This window comes from Pseudomonas sp. NPDC087697 (assembly GCF_044743155.1).
Classification (GTDB): domain Bacteria; phylum Pseudomonadota; class Gammaproteobacteria; order Pseudomonadales; family Pseudomonadaceae; genus Aquipseudomonas.
In genome coordinates, this window is sequence record NZ_JBIUVW010000024.1 from 13,699 (window position 1) to 40,485 (window position 26,787).

The following is a 26,787-nucleotide window of genomic DNA, read 5'->3' on the forward strand; positions in this document are numbered from 1 at the left end:
TCGCTCCCACAGGTTCAGTGCCGTCCTTGTGGGAGCGAGCTTGCTCGCGATGCTTTTAGTGCTTGAACATCACATGCCGCACGGTGGTGTAGTCCTCCAGCCCGTACATGGACATGTCCTTACCATAGCCGGACAGTTTCTGACCGCCGTGTGGCATTTCGCTGACCAGCATGAAGTGCGTATTCACCCAGGTGCAGCCGTACTGCAAGCGTGCGGCGAGGCGGTGAGCGCGACCGACATCGGCAGTCCAGACCGACGACGCCAGGCCGTAGTCCGAATCGTTGGCCCAGCCCAGTACTTGTGCTTCATCGGTGAATTGGGTCACTGACACCACGGGCCCGAACACTTCACGGCGGACGATTTCATCGTCTTGCTGGGCGTCGGCCAACACCGTCGGTTCGAAGAAGAAGCCGTTGCCTTCCACGGCTTTGCCGCCGGTAATCAAACGGATGTGCGGCTGCGCTATGGCGCGCTCGACGAAACCGGCGACGCGGTCGCGATGCTGGGCGGTGATCAGCGGGCCCAACTCGGTGGAGGGGTCGTCCTGCAAACCGTATTTGATGCTGCTGACGGCGGCACCAAGCTTCTCGACGAACTTCTCGTAGATGCCTTCCTGCGCATAGATGCGGCAAGCGGCGGTGCAGTCCTGGCCGGCGTTGTAGAAGCCGAAGGTGCGGATGCCTTCCACAGCGGCGTCGATGTCGGCGTCGTTGAAGATGATCACCGGGGCTTTGCCGCCCAGTTCCATGTGCATGCGTTTGACGCTGTCAGCGGTGCTGGCAATGATGTTCGAACCGGTGGCGATGGAGCCGGTCAGCGACACCATGCGCACTTTCGGGTGGGTGACCAACGGGCTACCGACCGTAGGCCCACGGCCGAAGACCAGGTTGAGTACGCCAGCCGGAAAGATCTCCGACGCCAGTTCGGCCAGACGCAGCGCGGTCAACGGGGTTTGCTCCGACGGCTTGAGCACCACCGTATTACCCGCAGCCAGCGCCGGGGCGATTTTCCAGGCGACCATCATCAGCGGGTAGTTCCACGGCGCGATGGAGGCGATCACGCCGACCGGGTCGCGGCGGATCATCGAGGTGTGGCCCGGCAGGTATTCACCACCGGCCATACCGCTCATGCAACGGCTGGCGCCGGCGAAGAAACGGAACACGTCGGCAATCGCCGGGATCTCGTCGTTCAGCGCGGCACTGTAGGGTTTGCCGCAGTTGTCCGATTCCAGTTTGGCCAGCTCTTCGCCGTGAGCCTGGATGGCGTCGGCGAGTTTGAGCAACAGCAGCGAACGGTCTTTCGGTGGGGTCTGTGACCAGCTTTCAAACGCGGTATCGGCGGCGCGCACCGCGGCGTCGACCTGGGCTTTGCTGGCTTCGTTGATTTCCACGAGCACACGGCCCAGAGCGGGGTTGAACACCGGTTGGGCAGGGCCTTCACCGACTACAAGTTGGCCGTTGATCAAGAGATTGGTTTGCATAGCGATGTCCTCTTCGAAACTGTTGTTTTTCCTCTGTGGGAACCGAACCTAATGTGGGAGCGGGCTTGCTCGCGAAGGGGCCATGACATTCAATATTGATGTTGGCTGATACACCGCTTTCGCGAGCAAGCCCGCTCCCACATTTGAACCGGTTCCCACAGTGAGTAGTCGTTGTCAGTTATTTACCGCCGCTGCCCGCGACGCTTTCGCCGCCGCGAGTCAGGTAATAGGCGCCAAGGATCGGCAGCATGGTCACGAGCATCACCAACATCGCCACCACGTTGGTCACCGGCACATCACGCGGCCGGCTGAGCTGGTTGAGCAGCCACAGCGGCAAGGTGCGTTCGTGGCCAGCGGTGAAGGTGGTGACGATGATTTCGTCGAACGACAGCGCGAACGCCAACATGCCGCCGGCCAGCAACGCCGAACCAAGATTCGGCAGGACGATGTAGCGGAAGGTCTGCCAGCCGTCGGCTCCCAGATCCATCGACGCTTCGATCAAACTGTGCGAAGTACGGCGCAGGCGGGCGATGACGTTGTTGTAGACGATCACCACACAGAAGGTCGCGTGACCAACGATGATGGTGAACATCCCGGGCTCGATGCCCAGCGTCTTGAAGGTTGCCAGCAGCGCGATACCGGTGATGATCCCCGGCAGCGCGATGGGCAGAATCAGCATCAGCGAAATGCCCTGCTTGCCGAAGAAGTCACGCCGGTACAGCGCTGCCGAGGCCAGCGTCCCAAGGACCATGGCGATCAACGTGGCGATCGAGGCGATTTGCAATGAGAGCTTGATCGCTTCCAGCACGTCGGGCCGCGCGAACGCCACGCTGAGCCACTTCAGTGTGAACCCCTGGGGCGGAAAGCTGAACGCCGCGTCTTCGGTGTTGAAGGCGTACATGAAGATGATCAGGATCGGGAAATGCAGGAACACCAACCCGCCCCAGGCCGCGATGCGCAGGCCCAAAGAAGCCTGTCCTTGAGATGAAGAATCAGAGCGCATCGAAGGCCCCCAGACGTTTGACGATGGACAGGTAAATGGCGATCAGCACGATCGGCACCAACGTGAAGGCGGCGGCCATTGGCATGTTGCCGATGGCGCCTTGCTGGGCGTAAACCATGCTGCCGACGAAGTAGCCCGGTGGGCCGATCAGTTGCGGCACGATGAAGTCACCGAGGGTCAGCGAGAAAGTGAAGATCGAACCGGCCGCGATGCCCGGAATCGACAGCGGCAGAATCACTTGCATGAAGGTCTGGTGCGGCTTGGCGCCGAGGTCGGCAGACGCTTGCAGCAAGGAGGGCGGCAGGCGTTCCAGCGATGCCTGGATCGGCAGGATCATGAACGGCAGCCAGATGTAGACGAACACCATGAAACGGCCCAGGTGGGAGGTCGACAGGGTGCTGCCGCCAACACCCGGAATCCCGAGCACGAATTGCAAGACTGGCTCCAGTCCCAGGTGCTGAACGAACCACTGCGCCACGCCACCTTTGGCCAACAGCAGGGTCCAGGCGTAAGCCTTGACGATGTAACTGGCCCACATCGGCATCATTACCGCGATGTAGAAAAACGCCTTGGTGTTGCCGGTGGTGTAGCGCGCCATGTAGTAGGCAATCGGAAACGCGACGATGGCGCTGGCGATCGAGACCACGATCGCCATGCTCAAGGTGCGCAGGATGATGTCGAAGTTCGATGGGTTGAACAGTGCCGCAAAGTTCGCCAGCGTCAGCTCGGGAGTGACCGCCATGGTGAAGTCGTCGAAGGTGTAGAAACCCTGCCACAGCAACGTCAGCAGCGAGCCTAAATAGATCGCGCCGAACCAGATCAGCGGTGGCACCAGCAACATCGCGAGGTACAGGTTGGGCCGGCGATACAGCAGGTTGGAAAATCTGCGCAGCAGCGAGCTGCCGGGCGGGGTTTGGGTCATGGCCACGCTGTTCATCTCAGACCCCGCTCGCAACGGTGTCGTGCAACGGGATCATGGCCTCGCGGGCCCAGCGAGCACTGATGCGTTGCCCGGTCTGATGCTGGGCGCTGACGTCCAGCCACTGATTGTTGGCCTGGCTGATGTTCAGGGTCTGACCGTTTTCAAGTTTCATCTCGTAACGCGTGGCACTGCCTTGATACTGGATGTCGTGCAGCAGGCCACTGACTTCGATTTCATGGCTGGCCAGCGGACCCTCGGCGAAGCGCACGTGTTCCGGACGGATCGAGAACGGTTGTGGATGGCCGCTCAACTGTTTGGCCAGATCACCGCGAATCACGTTGGAGGTGCCGACGAACTCGGCAACGAAGGTGGTGCCAGGTTTCATGTACAGGTTGCGCGGGGTATCGACCTGCTCGATGCGGCCCTTGTTGAACACCGCCACACGGTCGGACATCGACAACGCTTCGGTCTGGTCGTGGGTGACGAAGATGAAGGTGATGCCGAGCTGGCGCTGGAGCTTTTTCAACTCGCCCTGCATTTGTTCGCGCAGCTTCAGATCGAGCGCGCCCAACGGCTCATCGAGCAACAGTACTCGCGGGCGATTGACCAGGGCACGGGCCAGGGCCACGCGCTGACGCTGGCCGCCGGACAGTTGCACCGGTTTACGCTCGCCGTAACCACCGAGGGCGACCATGTCGAGGGCATCGATGGCGCGCTTCAGGCGCTCGGCCTTGCCGACACCTTTGACCTTCAAACCGTAAGCGACGTTGTCGCGAACGTTCATGTGCGGGAACAGCGCGTAATCCTGAAACACGGTGTTCACGTCACGTTGATAGGGTGGCAAACCGGCGGCTTCGGCGCCGTGAATGCGGATCGAGCCTGCGCTCGGTTGTTCGAAACCGGCGATCAGCCGCAGGCAGGTGGTTTTGCCCGAGCCGGAAGGGCCGAGCATGGAAAAGAACTCGCCGTCCTGGATGTCGATGGAAACCCGGTCTACGGCTTTCACTTCACCGAACTGACGGGAAACGTTGGTGAACTGGACTGCAAGCGTCATGGTGCGGTGCTCCAAAAAGGCGCGCTTTCTATAAATCGAATCGGGTGTGCTGTGAAAAGATCGCAGCCTGCGGCAGCTCCTACAGAAGCATCCGCGATCGACGTAGGAGTTGCCGAAGGCTGCGATCTTTTGATCTTAGAAAGGCTTAGCGGCCGCCCATAATTGCGATGTAATCCTGGGTCCAGCGGCTATAAGGCACGAACTTGCCGCCTTCAGCCTGTGGCGTTTTCCAGAAGGCGATCTTGTCGAACTGGTCGAAACCGTTGGTTTTGCAGCCCTCGGCACCCAGCAATTCGCTTCCCTTGCACGCCGCCGGCACGGCTGGCAGCGAGCCGAACCACGCGGCTACGTCGCCCTGCACTTTGGGTTGCAGCGACCAGTCCATCCACTTGTAGGCGCAGTTCGGGTGTTTGGCATCGGCGTGCAACATGGTGGTGTCGGCCCAGCCCGTAACGCCTTCTTTAGGAATGGTCGAGGCCACCGGCTGCTTGTCGGATTGCAGACCGTTGACCATGTAACCCCAGGTGCTGGAAGCCGCGACGCCTTCGTTCTTGAAGTCGCTCATCTGCACGGTCGCGTCATGCCAGTAGCGGTGAACCAACGGCTGCTGAGCGCGCAGCAGGTCAAGCACGGCTTTGTACTGGGTTTCGGTCAGTTCGTAAGGGTTCTTGATGCCCAGTTCCGGCTTGATCGACTTCAGGTACAGCGCAGCGTCGGCGATATAGATCGGGCCGTCATAGGCTTGCACGCGGCCCTTGTTGGCTTTGCCGTCCGGCAGGTTTTGCGGGTCGAACACCACGCTCCAGCTGTTAGGCGCGGTCTTGAAGACGTTGGTGTTGTACATCAGCACGTTCGGGCCCCACTGATAAGGCGTGCCGTAAACCTGCTTGTTGACCACATACCACGGCCCGTCCTTGAGGCGCGGGTCGATGTTTTTCCAGTTCGGGATCAGCGCCGTATTGATCGGCTGCACACGCTTGCCGCCGATCAAGCGCAACGAGGCGTCGCCGGACGCGGTCACCAGGTCGTAACCGCCCTTGGCCATCAGGCTGACCATTTCGTCAGAGGTAGCAGCGGTTTTGACGCTGACCTTGCAGCCGGTTTCTTTCTCGAAACCGGTGACCCAGTCGTAGGCCTTATCGCTCTCGCCACGTTCGATGTAGCCGGGCCAAGCGACGATATCCAGCTGGCCTTCGCCAGCGCCAACGGCTTTCAGCGGTTCGGCCGCCTGAACACTGGCACTGGCCAGCAAGGCGGTGGTGATGGCACTGAGCAGTGCGGTCTTGTGCACGAACATGGGGTTTCCCTCTTCTTTAATTATGGTCGGGGCAGTTTTGAACGTGGTAGAGCTGGCCTTTTCGGCTCGTCGTTAGCGTAGTGCGGTTATTTCAGATCGTTGCCGTGGCGCGCCATGATGTGCCGCACCACGCTGTAGTCCTGGAGCGAATCGCTGGATAAGTCTTTGCCGTAACCCGAGCGCTTCAAGCCGCCGTGGGGCATTTCGCTGACCAGCATGAAATGGCTGTTGATCCAGGTGCAGCCGTACTGCAAGCGCGCCGCCACCTGCATCGCTTTGTCCAGGTTCTGGGTCCAGACCGACGAGGCCAGGCCGTATTCCGAGTCATTGGCCCAGTCCACCGCTTGCGCAAGTTCGTCGAAGCGGGTCACGGTGACTACCGGCCCGAACACTTCGCGCTGAACGATTTCATCGTTCTGTTTGCAGCCGGCCAGCAGGGTTGGCTGGTAGTAGAAACCGGCACCGGAATGCACCGCCGCGCCGGTCACCCGCTCGATGTGCGGCTGGCCAAGGGCGCGTTCGACAAAACTGGCCACACGGTCGCGCTGGCGAGTACTGATCAGCGGGCCGAGCTCGTTGTCGGCATCGCGTTTACCGGCGAAGCGCAGGCTGCTGACCGCCGCGCCGAGTTCGGCCACCAATTTGTCGTGAATGCCGGCCTGGGCGTAGATGCGGCAGGCGGCGGTGCAGTCCTGCCCGGCGTTGTAGTAACCGTAACTGCGCACGCCTTCGACCACCGATTGAATGTCCGCGTCGTTGCAGACGATCACCGGCGCTTTGCCGCCGAGTTCGAGGTGGGTGCGTTTCAGGGTTTTGGCGGCGGCCTGAAGGATTTTCTGCCCGGTGACGATGTCGCCGGTCAGCGAGACCATGCGCACTTTCGGGTGGCTGACCAAATGGCTGCCGACGCCTTCACCGCCGCCGCAGATGATGTTGATCACCCCGCGTGGAAGGATTTCAGCCAGTGCCGGGGCCAGCGCGAGGATCGACAGTGGCGTGTGTTCGGACGGCTTGAACACCAGCGTGTTGCCGGCGGCCAGAGCCGGGGCGATTTTCCACGCGGCCATCATGATCGGGTAGTTCCACGGCGCAATCGAGGCGACTACGCCAATCGGATCGCGGCGCACCATGCTGGTGTAACCCGGCAGGTATTCGCCGCTGAGCTGGCCGGTCTGGCAGCGCACGGCGCCAGCAAAGAAGCGGAACACATCGACCGTGGCGCTCAAGTCGTCCTGACGGGCCAGGTGCAGCGGCTTGCCGCAGTTCAGCGATTCCAGGCGGGCGAGGAGGTCGGCATGCTTTTCCACCGCATTGGCGATGTCCAACAGGATGTTCGAGCGCTGTTGCGGGGTGGTTCGCGACCAACCAGCGAAGGCGCGGTGGGCGGCGAGGATGGCGGCTTCGACTTGTTCAGTGCTGGCTTCGGCGATGTGCGTCAGCACTTCACCGGTGGCCGGATTGAGAATCGGCTCGACAAAGCCCTGGCCTGCGACTAATTCACCATCGATCAGCAATGCAGTGAACAACGGGGTTTGCGCGCCAGCCATTTTATGGGTTCTCTTTTCTTGTGTGGCCATGGTGCTCCCTGTGACTGGGGGCCCGACCGTCTTATAGATGTCCAGAGACTAGTGGTCGGGCTTGCGGACGACAAATACTAAATACTGAATGCAGCGTTCGATTAAATGGATGGCTTTCGGCCGCCGTGGGGTTGCTCACGGGCGACGGTCAGGAACGGATCGACCAGCGCCGGGCGCGCGGTGCCACGGCGCCAGGCCAGGCCGACATCGAGGGTCTGGCTGAGGTCGGCAATCGGTCGTGCTTCGATGATGTCGCCTTCCAGCGACCAGGGTCGGTAGGTCATGTCGGGTTGAATCGACACGCCAAGGCCGGCCGCCACCAGGCTTCGAACGGCTTCAGTGGAGGCCGTGCGCAACGTGATGCGCGGCTGCAAGGAGGCTGCCGACCACATGCGTTGGGCGTTGCGGTCCATTTCATCGACGTTCAATTGAATCAACGGCTCGCGGGCGACATCGGCGAGGTTGATGCTGTCGTGCTCCAGCAACGGGTGCTGGGCCGGCAGCCACAGGCGGTGCGGCGAATGGGTCAGCACCTCGGTCTGCAATGCATGGCGATCCTCAAGGTTGGAGAGGATCAGCACCCCGACATCGATTTCGCCGCTGACCAGCAAGTGCTCGATGTAGGGCCGCTCGTCCTCCATCACACGAATCTCCACGTTGGGGTAGGCGCGCTGAAAACGGGTGAGCAAATCGGCGAGGTAATAACCGGCCACCAGACTGGTCACGCCGATGATCAATTGGCCGGCGACCTGATCGGTGCTTTGTTGAAGGCTGCGTTTGGCGTTGTCGACCGTGGCCAGAATCAAGTGCGCCTGACGCAGGAATTGATGGCCCTGGTGCGTCAGGGTCATGCCCTTGGCGTGGCGATTGAACAGGCTGACGCCAATTTCCTGCTCAAGCTGCTGGATGGCCAGGGTCAAGGTGGACTGGGAGATGTACACCGCTTGTGCGGCAGCCGAGATCGAGCCGGTTTCGGCCACGGCGATGAAGTGACGGATTTGACGCAAGGTCATCATGGGGAAATTACCCGGTGGGCGGTTTTTATAGATTTGCCCGAGTGTATATCTTTTTAATCGATGCCTAGGCATGGGCTTAGTTGGGGTGGGGGGGAGAAAGGGGGGAGAGACCCGTTACTGGCTGCATCCTTGCAGCCAGTTCCGAAGGGTCGATGTTACGCATTGTTCAATGCGGCTCCCGATCAAGTCGCAGTGAGTCAGGCGCGGATATCTCGATCATATCCACAACGAGTTTGTTATCGAATTCAAACCCGGCGCCTGAAGGCCCTGTGTAGCTTCGATACTATTTCAGCGTTACATCAATCATCGGGGGAATGTAACCATAGTCATATTCGGCCACCACGAAAGTCTGCTGCCCTTTCACCTTGATGCCCACTGTCGGCGCTTCAGTGCCGCCGACCCGGAACTGCATTCCGGTGTTGCTTTCCTTTGTGGGTACGGTGTCGATGAACGAAGTCACCAGGCCGTTAGGCATCACGTAATGTGAATAGGTTTGAAATGGCTGGGAAGAGGGGTTGCCCAGCACCAGACCGGAACCGTTCAGTGGTACGTAAGGGCCGAAGAGCGAATCCGCCACGAAACCGTATACCCCGTCTGGACCGGTCACACCGTCGGCATAAGTGAATTTATGGCTGATGGTGAACAAATAGTATTTACCGTCCTGAAACAGGAAGTGTGGACGTTCGGTCTGGTCGTTGACGCCGACTGCAGTCAGCAGTGGTGGCAGCATTTCCCAGTCGTCGCCATTTTCGTCACGCGCTACGGCGATACCGACACACGCGGTTTGGAAGCGCGAGTTACCGACGTCTTCATAGCCCGGTGGTACATCGCCGATTTCCGCTTTACCGACCTTGTGCGAACCACGCTCACCGGCCACGTTGCCCTCAAACAGCATGTACAACTTGCCGTCTTTCGGATCACGGAATGGCCATGGATCACGGAAGCCCCAGTACGGGTTCTGCGCTTCGGTCTGATACATCTCGCCGTCAGCCTCAAACAGCGACAAAACCTTTTTAAAGTCCACCATCTCGACGCCATGCTCAGTGGTCACCACGCGGCCACGCACCTTGACGATCGTGGCGCCCGGAGTGACGGCGGTGTAATACAAATCCACATCGCCCTGGTCGTTCAACAGAATCGGGGAGCCAGCCCATTCACGCGTGGTTGGAGACACACCTTCCGCCATCACGCGACCACCAAACTGCCAGTCTTTACCGGTGCGGGAAAACCAGTAGTACATCTTTGCCCGACCATGACGATCGTTCCAGTCTCGGGTGATGTCGTAATTACCGTTCTCGTCGATGTACTCCGGATCATTCGGGTGGCGATCTGCCGTCAAGGTGAAAATGACCGACCAGCCATCGACGGAAGCCACGTTACCGTCCATATCGCGCAGCGGCATGGTGTCCCAGATGAACACCGTGTCGCTCAATACCGGGAAATCGGCACTGACCAAAGGCTGGGTAGTGGTCGGATCATCCGCGTGAACTTTCAGCGCGTCGGCGCGGGTCCACAAGCTGGGCTGGTGGGGAAGCTGACCAAGTTTTTCAGTGTTGCTTTTCATAGGGAGTACCTCATCCATGAATATATTTAAATGAATCTTCGTTAATGACTGTATATCCATACAGTTACTTCACTGTAAGTCAGTGAATTTTCAAGATCAAGGAAAAATTCCATTTTTTTTAATTTATGGGTTTTTTGTTGCTAGCTGATACGTTTCATCAGGTGATTTTTTGCACAAAAAAGGCCTGCCTCTCGGTAAGCCTCTGGTCGTCCGCTGTGGGGCATGATGTGGTTTTGAAGTGAAAAGATCTTTTTGGACCGTTACGAGCCCAACAGAGGGCACGCTCTGCTCGCCACAAACCAGTGCGCAATTTCTGATCTGTTTATTCTTTCCCCAAAGCCTCGGTCCGAGGCTACGTTGCCTTGCGTCGCTGCCTACAACTCCACCAGAACTCCCCGGCTTGTACGCTTTGTTGCCCAGCTCTATTGTTTCCGGGTCGCTGCTTATTCAGCGGCCGGGCCTGGAAACCCGTGAGCAAAAAGGCGCAACAGCGCGCCACATGACATACTGCGGCGCTTTTTTTGTGCTCGCAGTTCTGCGTTATGGCGGCTGTGCGTGGGAGACCTTCGGGTCTGCCGGGTACCTTTTGCCTCGGTTTTCCAGCCCGCGTACAGCTGCCACCCTTTCGCCTGGAAACGAAAACGGCAGCTCCTCAACGCAAAAGGAGCATCACCATGTTCAAAGCCACACCCAATCCCCCCGAAACCGATCCGGTCTCTCCCTACGCCTCCCTCGACTCAAAAGAACTCCACGCCGCCGCGCACCGCGCACTCGATCACTACCTGGTGCTGCCTGAAACCAAGGCATTGTTAGCCGACCGACGTCCCGGCTGCATTTTCGTCATCGCCCCCGACGTCGACAGCGAAACCCTGCTGGCCCACGCCTGCGAGACGCTCGCCTCGGCCAATGTCATGGCCAGCGACCTGGCGTTCGACCTCGAAGGCCCCAAGCGCAATACCGCGCTGGCGATTCAGCAGATGATTTCGTTGGCCGAGTTGGCGGTGAATCGGGCGCTGGATCACCTTGATCCACCGGAATAACGGATAGGAGCGCGGCTCCCGCGTAGCAGCTGTCGAGCCCGCGAGGCTGCGTTCGGCTGCGAAGCAGTCGTGAAATCATGCAACACGTTCTTTCAGGTAAACCGCGTACACAGGATTTACGAGGACTGCGTCCTCGAACGCAGCCTCGCAGGCTCGACAGCTGCTACGAACTTGTGGCTCGTCTGGTAGACCGCGTTATCGTTCATCGCGGGCAAGCCGTGCTCCTACAGGATCTACACAGGCCATCAATAACCCGGATACCCGTTTTTCATCACAGGATGAGACGCAGTGCGCAACCGCTTATAAAACGCAGCGTGCCCTCGGCTATACTCCCCTCTATTTGAACGGCCCCGAGGACTGACTGTGAAGAACTGGACGTTGCGCCAACGCATTTTGGCGAGCTTTGCGGTAATTATCGTGATCATGCTGTTGATGGTCATGGTCTCGTTCTCCAGTCTGTTGAAGATTGAGTCCGGTGAGGAAACGGTCCAGAAGGATTCCGTTCCGGGGGTGTATTACAGTTCGATGATTCGCAGCGCTTGGGTCGACGGTTACGTCCTGACCCAGCGGATCGTTGGCCTCTCTGAACATCGCGACATGACCGTCGCTGACCTGGAACTGTACAAGAGCTACGAAGCGCGTATCGAAAAGGAGATGGACAACTATCGGAAAACTATCTTCACCTCTGAGGATCAGGTCGATTTCGACGCGTTCGAGGTTCGTCATCAAACGTTCAATCAGGCGTTGAAGAAAGTCGTCGATCTGTATCAGCACAAACAATACGAACAGGCCCGCATTGCGCTGGAGCAGGAGTTGACACCCGCGTGGGTCGAGGGTCGCAAGCAGTTGAGTGTTGTGATTGATAGCAATCGTGATCGATCCAATAACGCCACCGAGGCAATCCGCAATGCGGTCACTGCGGCAAAAATCAGCATGGGCCTCTCTTTGCTCGTCGCGATTCTCGCCGCGGGCTTCTGCGGCCTGCTGCTGATGCGCGCGATCATGGCGCCGATGAACCGCATCGTGCAGATCCTCGACATCATGCGCACCGGCGATCTCAGCAGCCGTCTGAACCTGGAGCGCAAGGACGAATTCGGTGCGGTGGAAACCGGCTTCAACGACATGATGACCGAGCTGACCTCGCTGGTGTCCCAGGCTCAACGCTCCTCGGTACAGGTCACCACGTCGGTTACCGAAATCGCCGCCACCTCCAAACAACAGCAGGCGACCGCCACTGAAACTGCTGCCACCACCACCGAAATCGGCGCCACTTCGCGCGAAATCGCCGCGACCTCGCGGGACCTGGTGCGCACCATGACTGAAGTCTCCACCGCCGCCGATCAGGCCTCGGTGCTGGCCGGCTCCGGTCAGCAAGGCCTGGCGCGCATGGAAGACACCATGCACTCGGTGATGGGCGCGGCCGATCTGGTCAACGCCAAACTGGCGATCCTCAACGAGAAGGCCGGCAACATCAATCAGGTGGTGGTGACCATCGTCAAGGTCGCGGACCAGACCAACCTGCTGTCGCTGAACGCCGCCATCGAAGCGGAAAAGGCCGGTGAATACGGGCGCGGTTTTGCCGTGGTCGCCACCGAAGTGCGACGTCTGGCGGACCAGACCGCTGTCGCCACCTACGACATCGAGCAGATGGTTCGCGAGATCCAGTCGGCGGTGTCGGCCGGTGTGATGGGCATGGACAAATTCTCTGAAGAAGTACGCCGTGGCATGTCCGAAGTGCAGCAGGTCGGCGAGCAGCTGTCGCAGATCATCCATCAGGTTCAGGCGCTGGCGCCTCGGGTGTTGATGGTCAATGAGGGCATGCAGGCCCAGGCCACGGGCGCTGAACAGATCAACCATGCACTGGTGCAGTTGGGCGACGCCAGCAGCCAGACCGTCGAGTCCCTGCGTCAGGCCAGTTTTGCCATCGACGAGCTGAGTTCGGTGGCCGTAGGGCTGCGCAGCGGCGTCTCGCGATTCAAAGTCTGATGAGCGAACTGGTGGCGAAACGCAGTGCGGGCATCGCACCGAAACAGTCGTTGTTTCTGGTATTTCGCATTGGCGATGAGCGCTATGCACTGCAAGCCATTGAAGTGGTTGAGGTGCTGCCGCGCCTGCCGCTCAAACCGATTGCCAAGGCACCGTCCTGGGTCGCGGGGGTGTTTGCCTACCGTGGCGCGGTGGTGCCGGTGATCGATGTCGGCGATCTGGCGTTCGGTCTGCCGGCCAAGGCGCGCACCAGCACTCGATTGGTGTTGGTGCACTATCAGCCGGATGGCGCTACGCCGGGGCAATTGCTCGGGCTGGTTCTTGAGCAAGCCACCGACACCCTGCGTTGCAATCCGGCGGACTTCCAGCCCTATGGCCTGGATAACCGTCAGGCGCCGTATTTAGGGCCGGTGCGTGAAGACGCTCAAGGACTGTTGCAATGGGTGCGCGTCGCGGACTTGCTGGATGCGCAGGTGCGCGCGTTGCTGTTCCCGTCGCCGCCGCTGGACCTTGCGTCGGTTGAGGAGCGCCCATGAGCAGCGACCAGCGTTTTTTCGACTTCCTCAAAGAACGCATCGGCCTCGACGTGAGCTCCGTCGGCCCGGCGATCATCGAGCGCGCGGTGCGTCAGCGCACGGCGGCGCAGCAGGTGGAAACGTCGGATGAGTACTGGCAGCGCCTGCAAGGCTCGCGAGACGAACAGCAAGCGCTGATCGAAGCAGTGATCGTCCCGGAAACCTGGTTTTTCCGTTATCCAGAGTCCTTTGCAACCTTGGCCAAGCTGGCGCTCAAGCGTCTGGCCGAGATCAAGGGCATGCGTGCGCTGCGGATTCTCAGCCTGCCGTGCTCCACCGGCGAAGAGCCGTATTCGATTGCCATGGCGTTGCTCGATGGCGGGCTTGCACCGCATCAATTCAAGGTCGAAGGGTTGGACGTCAGCCCGCTGTCGGTCGAACGGGCCAAGCGTGCGCTGTACGGCAAGAACTCATTTCGTGGGCAGCAAACCGATTTCCGCGAGCGGCACTTCAGCACCGAAGGCGACGGCTATCGCGTCAGCGATCGGGTGCGCGAACAGGTGCGTTTGCAGGTAGGCAATCTGCTGGATCCGACTCTGCTGGCCAATGAGCCACCCTACGACTTCGTGTTTTGTCGCAACTTGCTGATCTATTTCGATCAACCCACCCAGAAGCAGGTTTTTGTAGTACTCAAACGCCTGACCCATGTGGAGGGTGTGCTGTTTATCGGCCCGGCCGAAGGCAGTCTGCTGGGGCGTCTGGGCATGCGTTCGATCGGTATTCCACAATCCTTCGCCTTCAGTCGTCACAGCGAGCCTGAACCCGAACCGCTGCCGGTGTTCATTGCGTCATCGTTGCCGGTGAGTTTGCCGATGCGCAGCGTTCCGCCGCCGCCGGTGCGCAGCCGACCTTTTGCCGCCGTTGCACCAGCGCCGCGCCCGAGCATTGAGACGGTGTCGAACACTGATGCCGCCGCTCTGCTGGCGAGCATTGCAACCCTGGCCAACGAAGGTAAGAGCGTAGAAGCGCGGGCTGCCTGCGAACAGTACCTGCACAGCCACGAGCCGGTGGCGCAGGTGTTTTACTGGTTGGGGTTGCTCAGCGATGTCGCTGGTAGCGTGCTGGAGGCTCAAGGTTTTTATCGCAAGGCCCTTTATTTGCAACCGCAGCATCCCGAAGCGCTGATCCACCTGGCGGTGTTGCTGGCGTCCCAGGGGGATGCGGCCGGTGCCCGTCGATTGCAGGAACGCGCGGTCCGCAGTGAGCGCGCCGCTGACAGTGAGCGTAAACGATGACCGGTTCTGTTTCGTTGAACGTGACCCATGAAGATGCCCAGGCCATCGACGACTGCTGGAACCGTATCGGTATCCACGGCGACAAGTCCTGCCCACTGCTGATCGAACACATTCACTGCCGAAATTGCGCGGTGTATTCCGCGGCGGCGACGCGTTTGCTGGATCGTTATGCGTTGCAGCAGGACGACCGTGCGCAAGCGTCTATTGCCGTCGAAACGGACGTGGTCACGCGCTCGCTGTTGATGTTTCGCCTCGGCGAAGAATGGCTCGCCCTGGCCACCCGCTGCCTGGTGGAAGTGGCGCCCTTGCAGGCGATTCATTCGTTACCGCATCAACGTTCGCGGGCCTTGCTGGGGGTGGCGAATGTGCGTGGCGCGCTGGTGGCCTGCCTGTCACTGGTGGAGTTGCTGGGGCTGGAAGCGACCACGGGTGTCGCCTCGGGCGCGCGGATCATGCCGCGCATGCTGATCATCGCCGCTCACGGCGGTCCGGTGGTGGTGCCGGTGGATGAGGTGGACGGGATTCACGCCATCGATGAGCGGGTTCTCGACGCCGCGTCTCAGTCAGGCCAGCAGGCCAGCGCCAAATACACCCGTGGCGTGTTGCAATTCAAAGGTCGCAGCCTGCGCTGGCTGGATGAAGAGCAGTTGTTGTCCGCCGTGACCCGGAGCCTGACATGACCCCTGATCAAATGCGCGACGCGTCACTGCTGGAACTCTTCAGTCTTGAAGCCGAGGCCCAGACCCAGGTGCTCAGCGCCGGGTTGCTGGCGCTGGAACGCGACCCGACTCAGGCCGATCATCTGGAAGCCTGCATGCGCGCCGCGCATTCGCTCAAGGGCGCGGCGCGGATTGTCGGGGTGGATGCCGGGGTCAGCGTTTCCCACGTGATGGAAGATTGCCTGGTCAGTGCGCAGGAAGGTCGACTTTTTCTGCGCCCCGAACACATTGATGCGCTGTTGCAAGGCACGGACTTGCTGATGCGTATCGCGACGCCGGGCAGCGCCAATGTCGGGCCGAGTGACATCGAAGCCTATGTGGCGTTGATGGGGCGTTTGCTGGATCCCTTGGCAATCGCAGCACCCGTTGTAGCGCAGCCGTCATTGCCACCCGAAGCGCCGATGGCCGAGTTGCAACTCGAGCCGCCGGCACCGCGGGTTGAGTCGTCGGACCTTGTGGCAGAACTCGAGTCGTCGCTCGCCGCATCGGTGGAGGCGTCGCGTAAAACCAAGCGCATCACCGAGGGGGGCGAGCGGGTGTTGCGGGTGACTGCCGAGCGCTTGAATAGCCTGCTCGACCTGTCGAGCAAATCGCTGGTCGAAACCCTGCGTCTCAAGCCGTACCTGGCGACAATGCAGCGCCTCAAACGGATGCAGAACAACAGCCTGCGCGCCCTGGAAAACCTCAACGTTCACCTTAAAGAGCAAACCCTGAGCCTTGAGGCCCAGGAGGCGCTTGGCGATACGCGGCGGCTGTTGGCCGAGTCGCAGCAACTGCTGGCGGAGAAAACTGCTGAGCTCGATGAGTTCGCCTGGCAGGCCAGTCAGCGTGCTCAGGTCTTGTATGACACCGCATTGGCCTGTCGCATGCGGCCGTTTGCCGATGTGCTGACCGGGCAGGCACGGATGGTGCGCGATCTGGGCCGCAGCCTGGGCAAGCAAGTGCGTCTGGAGATCGAGGGTGAAAAGACCCAGGTCGACCGCGATGTGCTGGAAAAACTCGAAGCGCCGCTGATCCATTTACTGCGTAACGCTGTGGATCACGGCGTCGAAACGCCCGAGCAACGCCTGCTGGCTGGCAAGCCCACCGAAGGGTTGATCCGCTTGCGTGCGTCCCACCAGGCCGGGTTGCTGGTGCTGGAATTGAGCGACGACGGAAATGGCGTGGACCTGGAGCAGGTACGCCGCAGCATCGTCGAACGTCAATTGTCACCGGCCGAGACCGCAGCGCAGCTGAGCGAAGAAGAGCTGCTGACGTTCCTCTTCCTGCCCGGTTTCAGCCTGCGCGACAAGGTCACCGAAGTCTCCGGACGTGGTGTTGGCCTGGATGCGGTTCAGCACATGGTCCGCCAGTTGCGCGGTGCGGTGGTGCTGGAGCAGAAAGTTGGCGAGGGCAGCCGTTTCCATCTTGAAGTGCCACTGACGCTATCGGTGGTGCGGAGTCTGGTAGTGGAAGTCGGCGAGGAGGCGTATGCCTTTCCATTGGCGCATATCGAGCGCATGTGCGATTTGGCGGCGGACGAAATCGTCCAGGTGGAAGGTCGTCAGCACTTCTGGCACGAAGGTCGACACGTTGGCCTGGTCGCGGCCAGCCAGTTGCTGAACCGCCCGGTGAGTCAGAACAGCCCGGCGACACTCAAAGTCGTGGTGATCCGCGAGCGCGATGCGGTGTACGGGGTGGCCGTCGAGCGCTTTATCGGCGAACGCACGCTGGTGGTACTGCCGCTGGATGAGCGTCTGGGCAAGATTCAGGACATTTCTGCCGGGGCCTTGCTCGACGACGGTTCAGTGGTGTTGATCGTCGACGTTGAAGACATGCTGCGTTCGGTGGACAAACTGCTCAATACCGGCCGCCTGGAACGGATCGCCCGACATAGCCAGCAGGTCGCCATTGTTGCGCGCAAACGCATTCTGGTAGTCGATGACTCACTGACGGTGCGTGAGTTGCAACGCAAGCTGCTGCTCAATCGTGGTTATGAAGTGGCCGTTGCGGTTGACGGCATGGATGGCTGGAACGCGCTGCGTGCCGAAGATTTCGATCTGCTGATTACTGACATTGATATGCCGCGCATGGACGGGATCGAACTGGTTTCGTTGTTGCGTCGTGACACCCGGCTGCAATCGCTGCCGGTGATGGTGGTGTCCTACAAGGATCGTGAAGAGGACCGTCGTCGTGGGTTGGAAGCGGGAGCCGACTACTATTTAGCCAAGGCCAGCTTTCATGACGATGCTTTGCTCGATGCAGTGGCTGAGCTCATAGGAGGAGCGCGTGCATGAAGATTGCTATCGTCAACGATATGCCCATGGCCGTGGAGGCCCTGCGTCGAGCCTTGGCGTTCGAGCCGGCGCATGAGGTGATCTGGGTCGCCAGCAACGGGGCCGAGGCGGTGCAACGTTGCGCCGAACTGACCCCGGACCTGATCCTGATGGACCTGATCATGCCGATCATGGATGGCGTCGAAGCGACCCGCCGGATCATGGCCGAGACCCCTTGCGCCATCGTTATCGTCACGGTGGATCGGCAGCAAAATGTCCATAGGGTGTTCGAGGCCATGGGCCACGGCGCGCTGGATGTGGTCGATACCCCGGCCCTCGGTGCGGGTGACCCGAAGGACGCCGCAGCGCCGCTGCTGCGCAAGATCATGAATATCGGCTGGCTGATCGGCGAGCGCGGTAACCGCGTACGCTCAGCACCGCCCCATTTGCGCAGCTCTGGGCAACGCCAGAGCCTGGTGGCCATCGGTTCTTCTGCCGGTGGGCCAGCGGCGCTGGAAGTCTTGCTCAAGGCCCTGCCGCACGATTTTGCACCGGCTATCGTGCTGGTTCAGCACGTCGACCAGGTGTTCGCGACGGGTATGGCTGAATGGCTCAGCAGCGCTAGTGGCCTGAAAGTCCGCCTGGCCGAGGAAGGTGAGCCGCCGCAAAGCGGGACGGTTTTGCTGGCGGGCACCAACCACCATATTCGGTTGTTGAAGAACGGTACGCTGGCCTACACCGCCGAGCCGGTCAACGAGATCTACCGACCCTCGATCGACGTATTTTTCGAAAGCGTGGCTACTTACTGGAACGGTGATGCAGTGGGTGTGCTGCTGACCGGTATGGGGCGCGATGGCGCCCAGGGACTTAAATTGATGCGCCAGCAGGGCTACCTGACCATTGCTCAGGATCAGCGCAGCAGTGCGGTATACGGCATGCCGAAAGCGGCCGCTGCCATCGACGCCGCTGTGGAAATTCGCCCGCTGGACAAGATAGCACCACGATTGCTGGAGATCTTTGCAAAATGACTCATCATTGCAGCTGTTCTGGCCTGATTCAGGTGATCGCAAATGGATGATTTACAGCTCGACGACTTTAAAAACGATGAATACGCCGCGATGGTGCTGCTGGTCGACGACCAGGCCATGATCGGTGAAGCCGTGCGCCGCGGGCTGGCGAACGAAGAGAACATCGACTTCCATTTTTGCGCCGATCCGCACCAGGCCATCGCCCAGGCGATTCGCATCAAGCCAACGGTGATTCTGCAGGATCTGGTCATGCCCGGTCTGGACGGCCTGTCGCTGGTGCGCGAATACCGCAACCACCCGGCGACCAAAAACATTCCGATCATCGTGCTCTCGACCAAGGAAGACCCACTGATCAAGAGCGCGGCGTTTGCCGCGGGGGCCAACGATTACCTGGTCAAACTGCCAGACAACATCGAACTGGTGGCGCGCATTCGTTACCACTCGCGCTCCTACACCACCCTGATCCAGCGCGACGCGGCCTACCGGGCGTTGCGGGTCAGTCAGCAGCAATTGCTCGACACCAACCTGGTGCTCCAACGACTGATGAACTCCGACGGCCTGACCGGCCTGTCTAACCGCCGCCATTTCGATGAATACCTCGAGCTGGAATGGCGCCGGGCCTTGCGTGATCAGGCACAGCTGTCGCTGTTGATGATCGATGTCGACCACTTCAAGTTGTACAACGACAACTTCGGCCACCTGGAAGGCGACGAAGCCCTGCGCAAAGTCGCCACGGCGATCCGTGATGCCAGCAGCCGGCCTTCCGATCTGCCGGCGCGTTATGGTGGTGAAGAGTTCGTGCTGATATTGCCCAATACCTCGCCGGGCGGGGCGCGTCTGGTCGCGGAAAAACTCCGACAGACTGTGGCTGGAATGAAAATTCCGCATGTTTTTCCGGCCGAAGGTGCGAGCCTGACCATCAGCATCGGCCTCTCGACCATGACCCCGCAGCCAAGCAGTGATTACCGTCAATTGATCTCGGCAGCGGACAAGGGGTTGTACCTGGCGAAGAACAATGGGCGCAATCAGGTGGGGATTGAGTAGCAACCCACCGCCTCACGTATAGTTGGGGCGTGCGCATTGATGGTTGAAGAAATAGCTGACAAGCTTGTTTTTTATGGAATAAAAATAAACCTGTCAGCTATTCGTTTGTTTTAAGGGATCTGCGCCCGGAATCGCCGCCCAATCACTTCCACCCAAACGCAGACGTCTCGTAGTGGGATGGCAAATACTCGAGTGAGGTCGTGCAGCATGTTGCCAAGCGAAAGGCTGGCAGTTGTACGCGAACAATCACTGATCAAAAGGTTTTCATGGTGGAATATAGAATGTTACTTCACTGTTATTGGTGTTAGGCCCGTCAGGCATGCTCGATGAAAAAGCAATAGACTCGTGGTTCAGGCATCTGTGGCGAGCAGCTTCATGATAGAAATAATTTACTCAAAATCCTCCTTTGGCATATGACAATCCGGACATAGCCAACTGTCAGGGATATCTTTCCAATACGTACCTGGTGGTATTCCATTTTCAGGATCACCTGCCGTAGGGTCATATTCATAGCCGCAGACAGTGCAGTTCATTACCTTTTCTTCGGTTGGCATGATTTAAATCCTGTTGGTTTATTAGAGTGCTACTGTAGCAATTAACCCGGTCGCCCCTAGAAAAAAACCTATTAGTGCACCTCTTCCAGGTAGTTCCTTTAACATTGCATATATAACAATAGGCTCTAAAATAAGCAGGAGCGTCAAAGAAGCGACTGTCACCACCCAGATATTTCCGGTGGCTTGATATCCAAGCCAATATGCAAAAACCAGACTTATGCCGGCAATGCTAATAAGTAGCATGGGCTTGAGAAACATTAATGGGGTTTCCATTGGTCGGCCCTCAAGTTTTGAGGCATATACTTCGCTGTAGATCGTGAGTATTTCGCCGAAGATCATAAGTGTCAGAGCGGCGGCCATATAATAGTGGTTTTTCATTTCCGACCCTTAGCCAGTGCTGATAAAATCGCATCTACTACAGTGTCCCCGAGTTCATTGTCGTCAAGCAGGAAGTGAGGCCCGTCGTGATCAAATAGGAAAGTGTTCTGGTAGGTGCTTCCTTCGAGTTTAACTATGCTGTGAAGTACGTTTTCAGCCTTGCTTAAATTCGAGGTGTGGGTGTTTTTAAGTATTTTTATCGCATTTCCAAAGTGAGTTGCTTCATCTGCTATTAAATTTTTAATCCATGTGTTGAAGGCTGGGTGCCCAAACTCGCTATAAAACGTATCTTTTTTGTATGTCTTAACTGAAACATACTCGTCATAGGCGAACATGAGTAGTAGATTGAATTCGCTGGTAAATATCTCTTCCAGTTCCTCGAAGTTTCCAGTTCTTGTCTTTAACTTGTCAATCAGTTCCTCTTCACTTGAGCCGAATAAAAGACGATTAAGCTCAAAGAAACCATCGGCATGATTTCTCTCATCTGCAAACCAGAAATCTAAATATTGAACGAAGTATGACGAAAACTTCCCTCTTTGAGGGTGTAGGTGATGGTAAAGATTGACGGAATCATATTCTGAAACCAAATCCGCCATGAAAAAATCACGATACTTAAGATCGATTCCTGGGTTTACCCATCCGCTGCCAGATATCTCATTGAAAAGAGCTCGGGAACTCCAATGCCTTTTGGCTAGAAACGGTTGATTCATTTGTTTTATTCCTAATAAGCTAAATTGTCATTCGTTGAATTTTTTTACGATAGCTGGAATGATCATGCTTTTAATTTCTTGCTTGGATATAGGAAAGTCGGGTGTGTTATGATCCAGCACGAATGTGCCCGAATAGCTTTCTTTTTCAAAGTCTATATCGAAGATCTCTTCAAGGATTGAAGGGATCTCGTTTATTCGATCGGGGAATAATTCCTTGGCTTTCTGCACAAATGAGAAGAAGTGCATGATTTCATCTTTCTTTGCCTTTCTGATCCATGTCGATAGTTGTTGAGAGTCGAACTGGTCGTACTTGGCTATACTACGATGATAAACATGTGTGGTGATTATCTCGTCATAAGCCAACATGATGAGTAGCTTGAATGCATCATTGGCGATTGGGCTGATTATGCTGAAATCAGGCTTTCTTATTTCAGCTTCCAGTGTAACTTGATCGAGCGGTATGCCTGTGTAGGATGAATAGATCAGGGCAAAGCCGTAAGCGTGGTCAATTTCGTCCCTGAGCCATGGATTTAATACCTCTACCAGTATTGGGAAGTGGTCTGTATATTGGGTTTCTAGATACCAATATAGGCGCCGAGCATCGTACTCTGTAATTATTGAGTCAAACAATATTTCCTTCCATTCGGTGCGCTCGGCATTGCTGAGTTCAATAAGAGGAAATCTAAAATTTTCCAGAATTACTGCGGCATTTGGGGTCGAACGAGTTCCGGATTTATTGTTAATGCTTGTTGTGTCATTCATGATTCTGGCACTCCATTGTCTTTTAGTTTAGCGCTGAGAAAGTATCCGAAAATTCTGAAATAATAAGGTGTCGTCAGGCAAGCCTGGTCGCCAATCAGTTTCCTGCGTAACTATAGGTTGCCAGTACCGCTCCGCAAAGTCGTAAATATACTGCCAGTCGAGACTTTCGGATTCTAGTACGCCAGACTCGGGGTGCTGCTCAGCCCACTTCATTCCAGCAACTATACTTGAGACAACTTGCAAGCTTGTGGCGCTATTGTGCTTCGCCATTTTTCTTGCCTTGCCTATTGAAAGGTTAGATCCGAGCCAGAATGACTTATATTTTCTGCTGATCAGAAAAACACCAAGCTCATCGATACCTGAAGCTATATCGTCTTTCAACACTTCCTTGGAGGCTATTCGGTTTTCACTTCCGTCATTAAGCAGTTGCATTGACTCTACCGCTTGATCGCAAGGGTGATAAGCGTAATAAACAGTCGGGCGATATTTTGGGTTGTCGGGGTCGCCTAAAGTCAAGTACTCCGCAATTGAAAGCGATTCATTGTGCGTCAATAAGTAAGCAGAAAACTCTAAATAGTTAGGCGACCAACTTTTTACTATGACCTCTCGCCCTTGCTCGGTCAATTCCAGTGAGTAGCCGTTAATTTTAGCTCCATGGGGTACTGTCTCTTCGTGGGATCCCCATCCCATCTCTGCTGGCTGCAAGCACTCGGTGATAAGCCCGTCCACAGACCACGTGCACATAAAATTATGGGCTTCACGAGTTCTTGAAGTAACTTGAGTGTCTCGCTCTGATATCTGTATGACTTGCAGTCCAAGCTTCTCAGATAACTCAGCCCACTCGATCTGTACCGTTGGTCGATCATATATTCCATTAATGGTTGCCATTTCAAGCAATGCTTTCTTGAGCAGTATGGAGATGAAGCCGGGATTTGCGCCATGTGCAACAAGTGCCGTTGTTGTCGCCGTCTGAGCTTGTGCGTATTCTTTCAATCCTTCCCGTAGGTAGTGATTGCTAGTAAGGCTGTGACCTTTCTGATTGTTATACTCCCAAGGTTCTATACAGGTATCTAGATAAAGTGTCTTGAATCGTTGAGCAAGACTTATCAAAGCTGTACTTGACACGGATACCGCCAAGTTCAAAAGAAAACTACTGCTGCTTAGTAATGGCGACAAAACTTCGATAAAATTATCATCAGTTATTAGTTTTTTATTTAAAGTGGCTGAAAATTCTTTCGCGATGTCCTGCCGGGCCTTATCCGTTTCTTTGTCGAAGATAATTATATTTGCATTGTAATTTTCGACTAATAGCGGAAGTAGTGCCTGGGCAATGCTGCCAAAGCCTACAATTATTATATTGTTGATGAGTTTCATTGTAGTCCTTTAATTATAGGGGGCGGTAATGAGGCTGAGTCTCCGTTGGTTTGTAAAGCCGATTTTCCGTAATTAAAGTTGTGGCGTGTGCAGGCACTAGCCTTAAGCTATTCACTTAGAGTGATATTGCGATTTTTTAGTCAGGTGTTATTTGCCTGCTCTGGATATTTTGTGTCACATATTTATAGAAATAAACGAGGCATTGCGCAATTACTAACTTAGTAGGAATGGTCCGCTTTTTTTGAAGTTATTTCCTACAGGCTTATCGATGTATTTGTCTGGCCGCGGATAAGTTTTCTGAGGACGTCGTAGATGTGTCCGAATCGGGATTCCTGTACTGCCTCGCTCTGAAAGGCTTCAGTCCATGGCATGCGCTCGTGGACATGATCAGACTGAGCTCGGTGATTTCGATGATTGGCCGCCAGGCGGGCTGCCGTGACAGCGTGATTACGTTATACTCGCCGGCTTTCAAAAGTTCGCCAACGAGTGCTGCCCGCCATGGAAATCAACCCGATCCTTAACAGTATCAAGGACCTGTCCGAGCGCTCCGAAACTATTCGGGGGTATCTTTGACTACGATCAAAAGCATGAGCGTCTGACTGAAGTCAATCGCGAGCTTGAAGATCCGAATGTCTGGAACAACCCTGAGTACGCGCAGAATCTAGGCCGCGAGCGTTCCTTGCTGGCCCAGATCGTCGAAACCCTCGATGAGATGTCCAGCGGTCTGGCCGATGCCAAGGACCTGCTGTTGATGTCTGCCGAGGAAGAAGACCAGGCTGCCGTCGACGACGTCGCCCTGGAAGTGGAGCGCCTGCGCGAAGCCCTCGAGAAGCTTGAGTTCCGCCGTATGTTCAGCGGCGAGATGGACGCCAACAACGCCTACCTGGACATCCAGGCGGGCTCCGGCGGTACCGAAGCCCAGGACTGGGCCAACATCCTGTTGCGCATGTACCTGCGCTGGGCGGATAAGCGCGGTTTCGACGCGACCATCATGGAACTCTCCGCCGGTGAAGTCGCCGGGATCAAGGGCGCCACCCTGCACATCAAGGGCGAATACGCCTTTGGCTGGCTGCGTACCGAGATCGGCGTGCACCGTCTGGTGCGCAAGAGCCCGTACGACTCCGGTAACCGTCGTCACACCTCGTTCTCGGCCGTGTTCGTGTCGCCGGAAATCGATGACAACATCGAAATCGACATCAACCCGTCGGACCTGCGCATCGACACCTACCGCTCCTCGGGTGCCGGCGGTCAGCACGTAAACACCACCGACTCGGCCGTACGTATCACCCACGTACCGACCAACACCGTGGTCTGCTGTCAGAACGAACGTTCCCAGCATGCGAACAAAGACACCGCGATGAAAATGTTGCGGGCGCGCTTGTACGAGCAGGAAGTGCAGAAACGCAATGCCGCCTCCCAGGCCCTGGAAGACACCAAGTCGGACATCGGCTGGGGTCACCAGATTCGCTCGTACGTGCTCGACCAGTCGCGAATCAAGGATTTGCGTACTAACGTCGAACGCAGCGACTGCGACAAGGTGCTCGACGGCGACATCGACGAATACCTGGTGGCGAGCCTGAAACAAGGCCTGTAAACCGCCAGTCAAGACCTTAAGTCCCCTGCCATCGGCGGGGGCAACGAACCTGTGATGGAAAATTTAAAGACATGAGCGACCTAGAACTCGATCCGCAAGCCCTGCAACAGGAAGAAAACTCCCTGATCGCCCTGCGCAAGGAAAAGCTTGCTGCCGAGCGCGCCAAGGGCCAGGCCTTCCCCAACGACTTCCGCCGCGACGCCTACTGCGAAGACTTGCAGAAACAGTACGCGGACAAGACTAAGGAAGAGCTGGCAGACGCTGCGATCCCGGTCAAGGTTGCCGGTCGTCTCATGCTCAACCGTGGCTCGTTCATGGTGATCCAGGACATGTCCGGGCGCATTCAGGTTTACGTCAACCGTAAAACCCTGTCTGAAGAAACCCTGGCTGCGGTCAAGACCTGGGACTTGGGCGATATCATCGCTGCCGAAGGCACCCTGGCCCGTTCCGGCAAAGGCGACCTGTACGTTGAAATGATCAACGTACGTCTGCTGACCAAATCCCTGCGCCCACTGCCGGACAAGCACCACGGCCTGTCCGACACCGAGCAGCGCTACCGCCAGCGTTACGTTGACCTGATCGTCAACGAGGACGTGCGTCAGACGTTCCGCGTGCGCTCGCAAGTGATCGCACACATCCGCAGCTTCCTGATGAAGCGTGACTTCCTGGAAGTCGAAACGCCGATGCTGCAAACCATTCCGGGTGGTGCTGCGGCCAAGCCGTTCGAGACTCACCACAATGCGCTGGACATGGAAATGTTCCTGCGCATTGCGCCGGAGCTGTACCTCAAGCGGCTTGTTGTTGGCGGTTTTGAGAAAGTCTTCGAGATCAACCGTAACTTCCGTAACGAAGGCGTTTCGACTCGTCACAACCCTGAATTCACCATGTTGGAGTTCTACCAGGCTTACGCCGACTACGAAGACAACATGGACCTGACCGAAGAACTGTTCCGCGAGCTGGCGCAGCTGGTTCTGGGCAGCACCGATGTGCCGTACGGCGACAAGGTGTTCCACTTCGGCGAACCGTTCGTGCGTCTGTCGGTGTTCGACTCGATCCTCAAGTACAACCCGGATCTGACCGCTGCCGACCTGCAGGACATCGACAAGGCCCGTGCCATCGCCAAGAAGGCCGGCGCCAAGGTGCTCGGCTTCGAAGGTCTGGGCAAACTGCAGGTGATGATTTTCGAAGAACTGGTCGAGCACAAGCTGGAACAGCCGCACTTCATTACCCAGTATCCGTTCGAAGTGTCGCCGCTGGCCCGTCGTAACGACGAGAACCCGAACGTCACCGACCGTTTCGAGCTGTTCATTGGTGGCCGCGAAATCGCCAACGCCTACTCCGAGTTGAACGACGCGGAAGACCAGGCCGAGCGCTTCATGGCTCAGGTGGCCGACAAGGACGCCGGCGACGACGAAGCCATGCACTACGACGCCGACTTCGTTCGCGCACTGGAGTACGGCATGCCGCCGACCGCTGGTGAAGGTATCGGTATCGACCGTCTGGTGATGCTGCTCACCAACTCGCCATCGATCCGTGATGTGATCCTGTTCCCGCATATGCGGCCGCAAGCGTAAATGCTCCAATTAAAAAGCCGCCTATAACAGGCGGCTTTTTATTGCC

General features: G+C 57.4%; 23 protein-coding genes. 10 read left to right on the top strand and 13 right to left on the bottom strand.

What is annotated here, in order from left to right:
- Positions 1 to 55 precede the first annotated feature (55 nt).
- The 8 genes from ACIPIN_RS17175 to ACIPIN_RS17210 all read right to left on the bottom strand — a co-directional run bounded on the left by ACIPIN_RS17175 (position 56) and on the right by ACIPIN_RS17210 (position 9,913).
- Positions 56 to 1,480, bottom strand: a complete 1,425-nt coding sequence (locus ACIPIN_RS17175; RefSeq protein ID WP_401120419.1) for a gamma-aminobutyraldehyde dehydrogenase — start codon at positions 1,478 to 1,480, stop codon at positions 56 to 58.
- A gap of 178 nt (positions 1,481 to 1,658) precedes the next feature.
- A complete protein-coding gene (locus tag ACIPIN_RS17180) occupies positions 1,659 to 2,483 on the bottom strand; it encodes an ABC transporter permease (protein ID WP_401120421.1) in 825 nt (274 codons plus the stop codon).
- Positions 2,473 to 3,420: an ABC transporter permease gene (locus tag ACIPIN_RS17185; protein WP_401120423.1), complete on the bottom strand. Its 948-nt coding sequence runs from the start codon at positions 3,418 to 3,420 to the stop codon at positions 2,473 to 2,475. Before ACIPIN_RS17185 ends, ACIPIN_RS17180 begins: the two co-directional genes overlap by 11 nt.
- A 1-nt stretch (position 3,421) precedes the next feature.
- Positions 3,422 to 4,459 carry an ABC transporter ATP-binding protein gene (locus tag ACIPIN_RS17190; protein WP_401120424.1) on the bottom strand — a complete coding sequence of 346 codons (1,038 nt, stop codon included), beginning with the start codon at positions 4,457 to 4,459 and terminating at the stop codon, positions 3,422 to 3,424.
- A 145-nt stretch (positions 4,460 to 4,604) separates the two neighbouring features.
- Positions 4,605 to 5,756, bottom strand: coding sequence for a putative ABC transporter substrate-binding protein YdcS (gene ydcS / locus ACIPIN_RS17195; RefSeq protein WP_401120425.1), 1,152 nt, complete (start codon positions 5,754 to 5,756; stop codon positions 4,605 to 4,607).
- An 86-nt stretch (positions 5,757 to 5,842) separates the two neighbouring features.
- The gene (locus ACIPIN_RS17200; protein WP_401120427.1) at positions 5,843 to 7,333 is read right to left on the bottom strand and encodes a gamma-aminobutyraldehyde dehydrogenase; all 1,491 of its coding nucleotides are present in this window, start codon (positions 7,331 to 7,333) and stop codon (positions 5,843 to 5,845) included.
- Between the two features lie 101 nt (positions 7,334 to 7,434).
- Positions 7,435 to 8,349 (bottom strand): LysR family transcriptional regulator, encoded by a 915-nt coding sequence (locus ACIPIN_RS17205; protein ID WP_401120429.1) that lies wholly within the window; start codon positions 8,347 to 8,349, stop codon positions 7,435 to 7,437.
- 283 nt (positions 8,350 to 8,632) lie between these two features.
- Complete coding sequence (locus ACIPIN_RS17210) at positions 8,633 to 9,913, bottom strand: glycoside hydrolase family 68 protein (protein ID WP_401120430.1); 1,281 nt, start codon at positions 9,911 to 9,913, stop codon at positions 8,633 to 8,635.
- Positions 9,914 to 10,587: 674 nt separating this feature from the next.
- Here ACIPIN_RS17210 and ACIPIN_RS17215 point away from each other — a divergent pair.
- The 8 genes from ACIPIN_RS17215 (at position 10,588) to ACIPIN_RS17250 (ending at position 19,795) form a co-directional block, all read left to right on the top strand.
- Positions 10,588 to 10,953 (top strand): DUF6124 family protein, encoded by a 366-nt coding sequence (locus ACIPIN_RS17215; protein WP_401120431.1) that lies wholly within the window; start codon positions 10,588 to 10,590, stop codon positions 10,951 to 10,953.
- 363 nt (positions 10,954 to 11,316) lie between these two features.
- Positions 11,317 to 12,939, top strand: coding sequence for a methyl-accepting chemotaxis protein (locus tag ACIPIN_RS17220; protein WP_401120433.1), 1,623 nt, complete (start codon positions 11,317 to 11,319; stop codon positions 12,937 to 12,939).
- Positions 12,939 to 13,475, top strand: a complete 537-nt coding sequence (locus ACIPIN_RS17225; RefSeq protein WP_401120435.1) for a chemotaxis protein CheW — start codon at positions 12,939 to 12,941, stop codon at positions 13,473 to 13,475. The genes ACIPIN_RS17220 and ACIPIN_RS17225 overlap by 1 nt, the downstream gene beginning before the upstream one ends.
- Entirely contained in the window at positions 13,472 to 14,749 is a 1,278-nt protein-coding gene (locus ACIPIN_RS17230; protein ID WP_401120437.1) for a CheR family methyltransferase, read from the top strand. The genes ACIPIN_RS17225 and ACIPIN_RS17230 overlap by 4 nt, the downstream gene beginning before the upstream one ends.
- Positions 14,746 to 15,429 carry a chemotaxis protein CheW gene (locus ACIPIN_RS17235; RefSeq protein ID WP_401120438.1) on the top strand — a complete coding sequence of 228 codons (684 nt, stop codon included), beginning with the start codon at positions 14,746 to 14,748 and terminating at the stop codon, positions 15,427 to 15,429. Before ACIPIN_RS17230 ends, ACIPIN_RS17235 begins: the two co-directional genes overlap by 4 nt.
- Positions 15,426 to 17,744, top strand: coding sequence for a hybrid sensor histidine kinase/response regulator (locus ACIPIN_RS17240; RefSeq protein WP_401120439.1), 2,319 nt, complete (start codon positions 15,426 to 15,428; stop codon positions 17,742 to 17,744). Before ACIPIN_RS17235 ends, ACIPIN_RS17240 begins: the two co-directional genes overlap by 4 nt.
- Complete coding sequence (locus ACIPIN_RS17245) at positions 17,741 to 18,751, top strand: chemotaxis response regulator protein-glutamate methylesterase (RefSeq protein ID WP_401120441.1); 1,011 nt, start codon at positions 17,741 to 17,743, stop codon at positions 18,749 to 18,751. The genes ACIPIN_RS17240 and ACIPIN_RS17245 overlap by 4 nt, the downstream gene beginning before the upstream one ends.
- Positions 18,752 to 18,793: 42 nt before the next feature.
- Positions 18,794 to 19,795, top strand: coding sequence for a diguanylate cyclase domain-containing protein (locus tag ACIPIN_RS17250; RefSeq protein ID WP_401120443.1), 1,002 nt, complete (start codon positions 18,794 to 18,796; stop codon positions 19,793 to 19,795).
- A gap of 389 nt (positions 19,796 to 20,184) precedes the next feature.
- On the opposite strand, the gene ACIPIN_RS17255 is transcribed toward ACIPIN_RS17250, so the two are convergent.
- From ACIPIN_RS17255 to ACIPIN_RS17275, 5 genes are read right to left on the bottom strand one after another with little or no spacing between them, the layout of a single operon-like run.
- Positions 20,185 to 20,349, bottom strand: coding sequence for a rubredoxin (locus ACIPIN_RS17255; RefSeq protein WP_401120445.1), 165 nt, complete (start codon positions 20,347 to 20,349; stop codon positions 20,185 to 20,187).
- 21 nt (positions 20,350 to 20,370) lie between these two features.
- The gene (locus ACIPIN_RS17260; RefSeq protein WP_401120501.1) at positions 20,371 to 20,709 is read right to left on the bottom strand and encodes a hypothetical protein; all 339 of its coding nucleotides are present in this window, start codon (positions 20,707 to 20,709) and stop codon (positions 20,371 to 20,373) included.
- Between the two features lie 14 nt (positions 20,710 to 20,723).
- Positions 20,724 to 21,437, bottom strand: a complete 714-nt coding sequence (locus ACIPIN_RS17265; protein WP_401120446.1) for a hypothetical protein — start codon at positions 21,435 to 21,437, stop codon at positions 20,724 to 20,726.
- 27 nt (positions 21,438 to 21,464) lie between these two features.
- Complete coding sequence (locus tag ACIPIN_RS17270; protein WP_401120448.1) at positions 21,465 to 22,199, bottom strand: ferritin-like domain-containing protein; 735 nt, start codon at positions 22,197 to 22,199, stop codon at positions 21,465 to 21,467.
- Between the two features lie 27 nt (positions 22,200 to 22,226).
- Entirely contained in the window at positions 22,227 to 23,573 is a 1,347-nt protein-coding gene (locus tag ACIPIN_RS17275) for a saccharopine dehydrogenase C-terminal domain-containing protein (RefSeq protein WP_401120449.1), read from the bottom strand.
- A gap of 498 nt (positions 23,574 to 24,071) precedes the next feature.
- Between ACIPIN_RS17275 and prfB the strand changes: the two genes are divergently transcribed.
- Both prfB and lysS read left to right on the top strand, forming a co-directional pair.
- A protein-coding gene (prfB, locus tag ACIPIN_RS17280) for a peptide chain release factor 2 (RefSeq protein ID WP_401120451.1) occupies positions 24,072 to 25,167 on the top strand; the annotation gives its coding sequence in 2 pieces (ribosomal slippage) (positions 24,072 to 24,143 and positions 24,145 to 25,167; 1,095 coding nt in all).
- A 71-nt stretch (positions 25,168 to 25,238) separates the two neighbouring features.
- Complete coding sequence (lysS, locus tag ACIPIN_RS17285) at positions 25,239 to 26,741, top strand: lysine--tRNA ligase (protein WP_401120453.1); 1,503 nt, start codon at positions 25,239 to 25,241, stop codon at positions 26,739 to 26,741.
- The last annotated feature ends 46 nt before the right edge of the window (positions 26,742 to 26,787 follow it).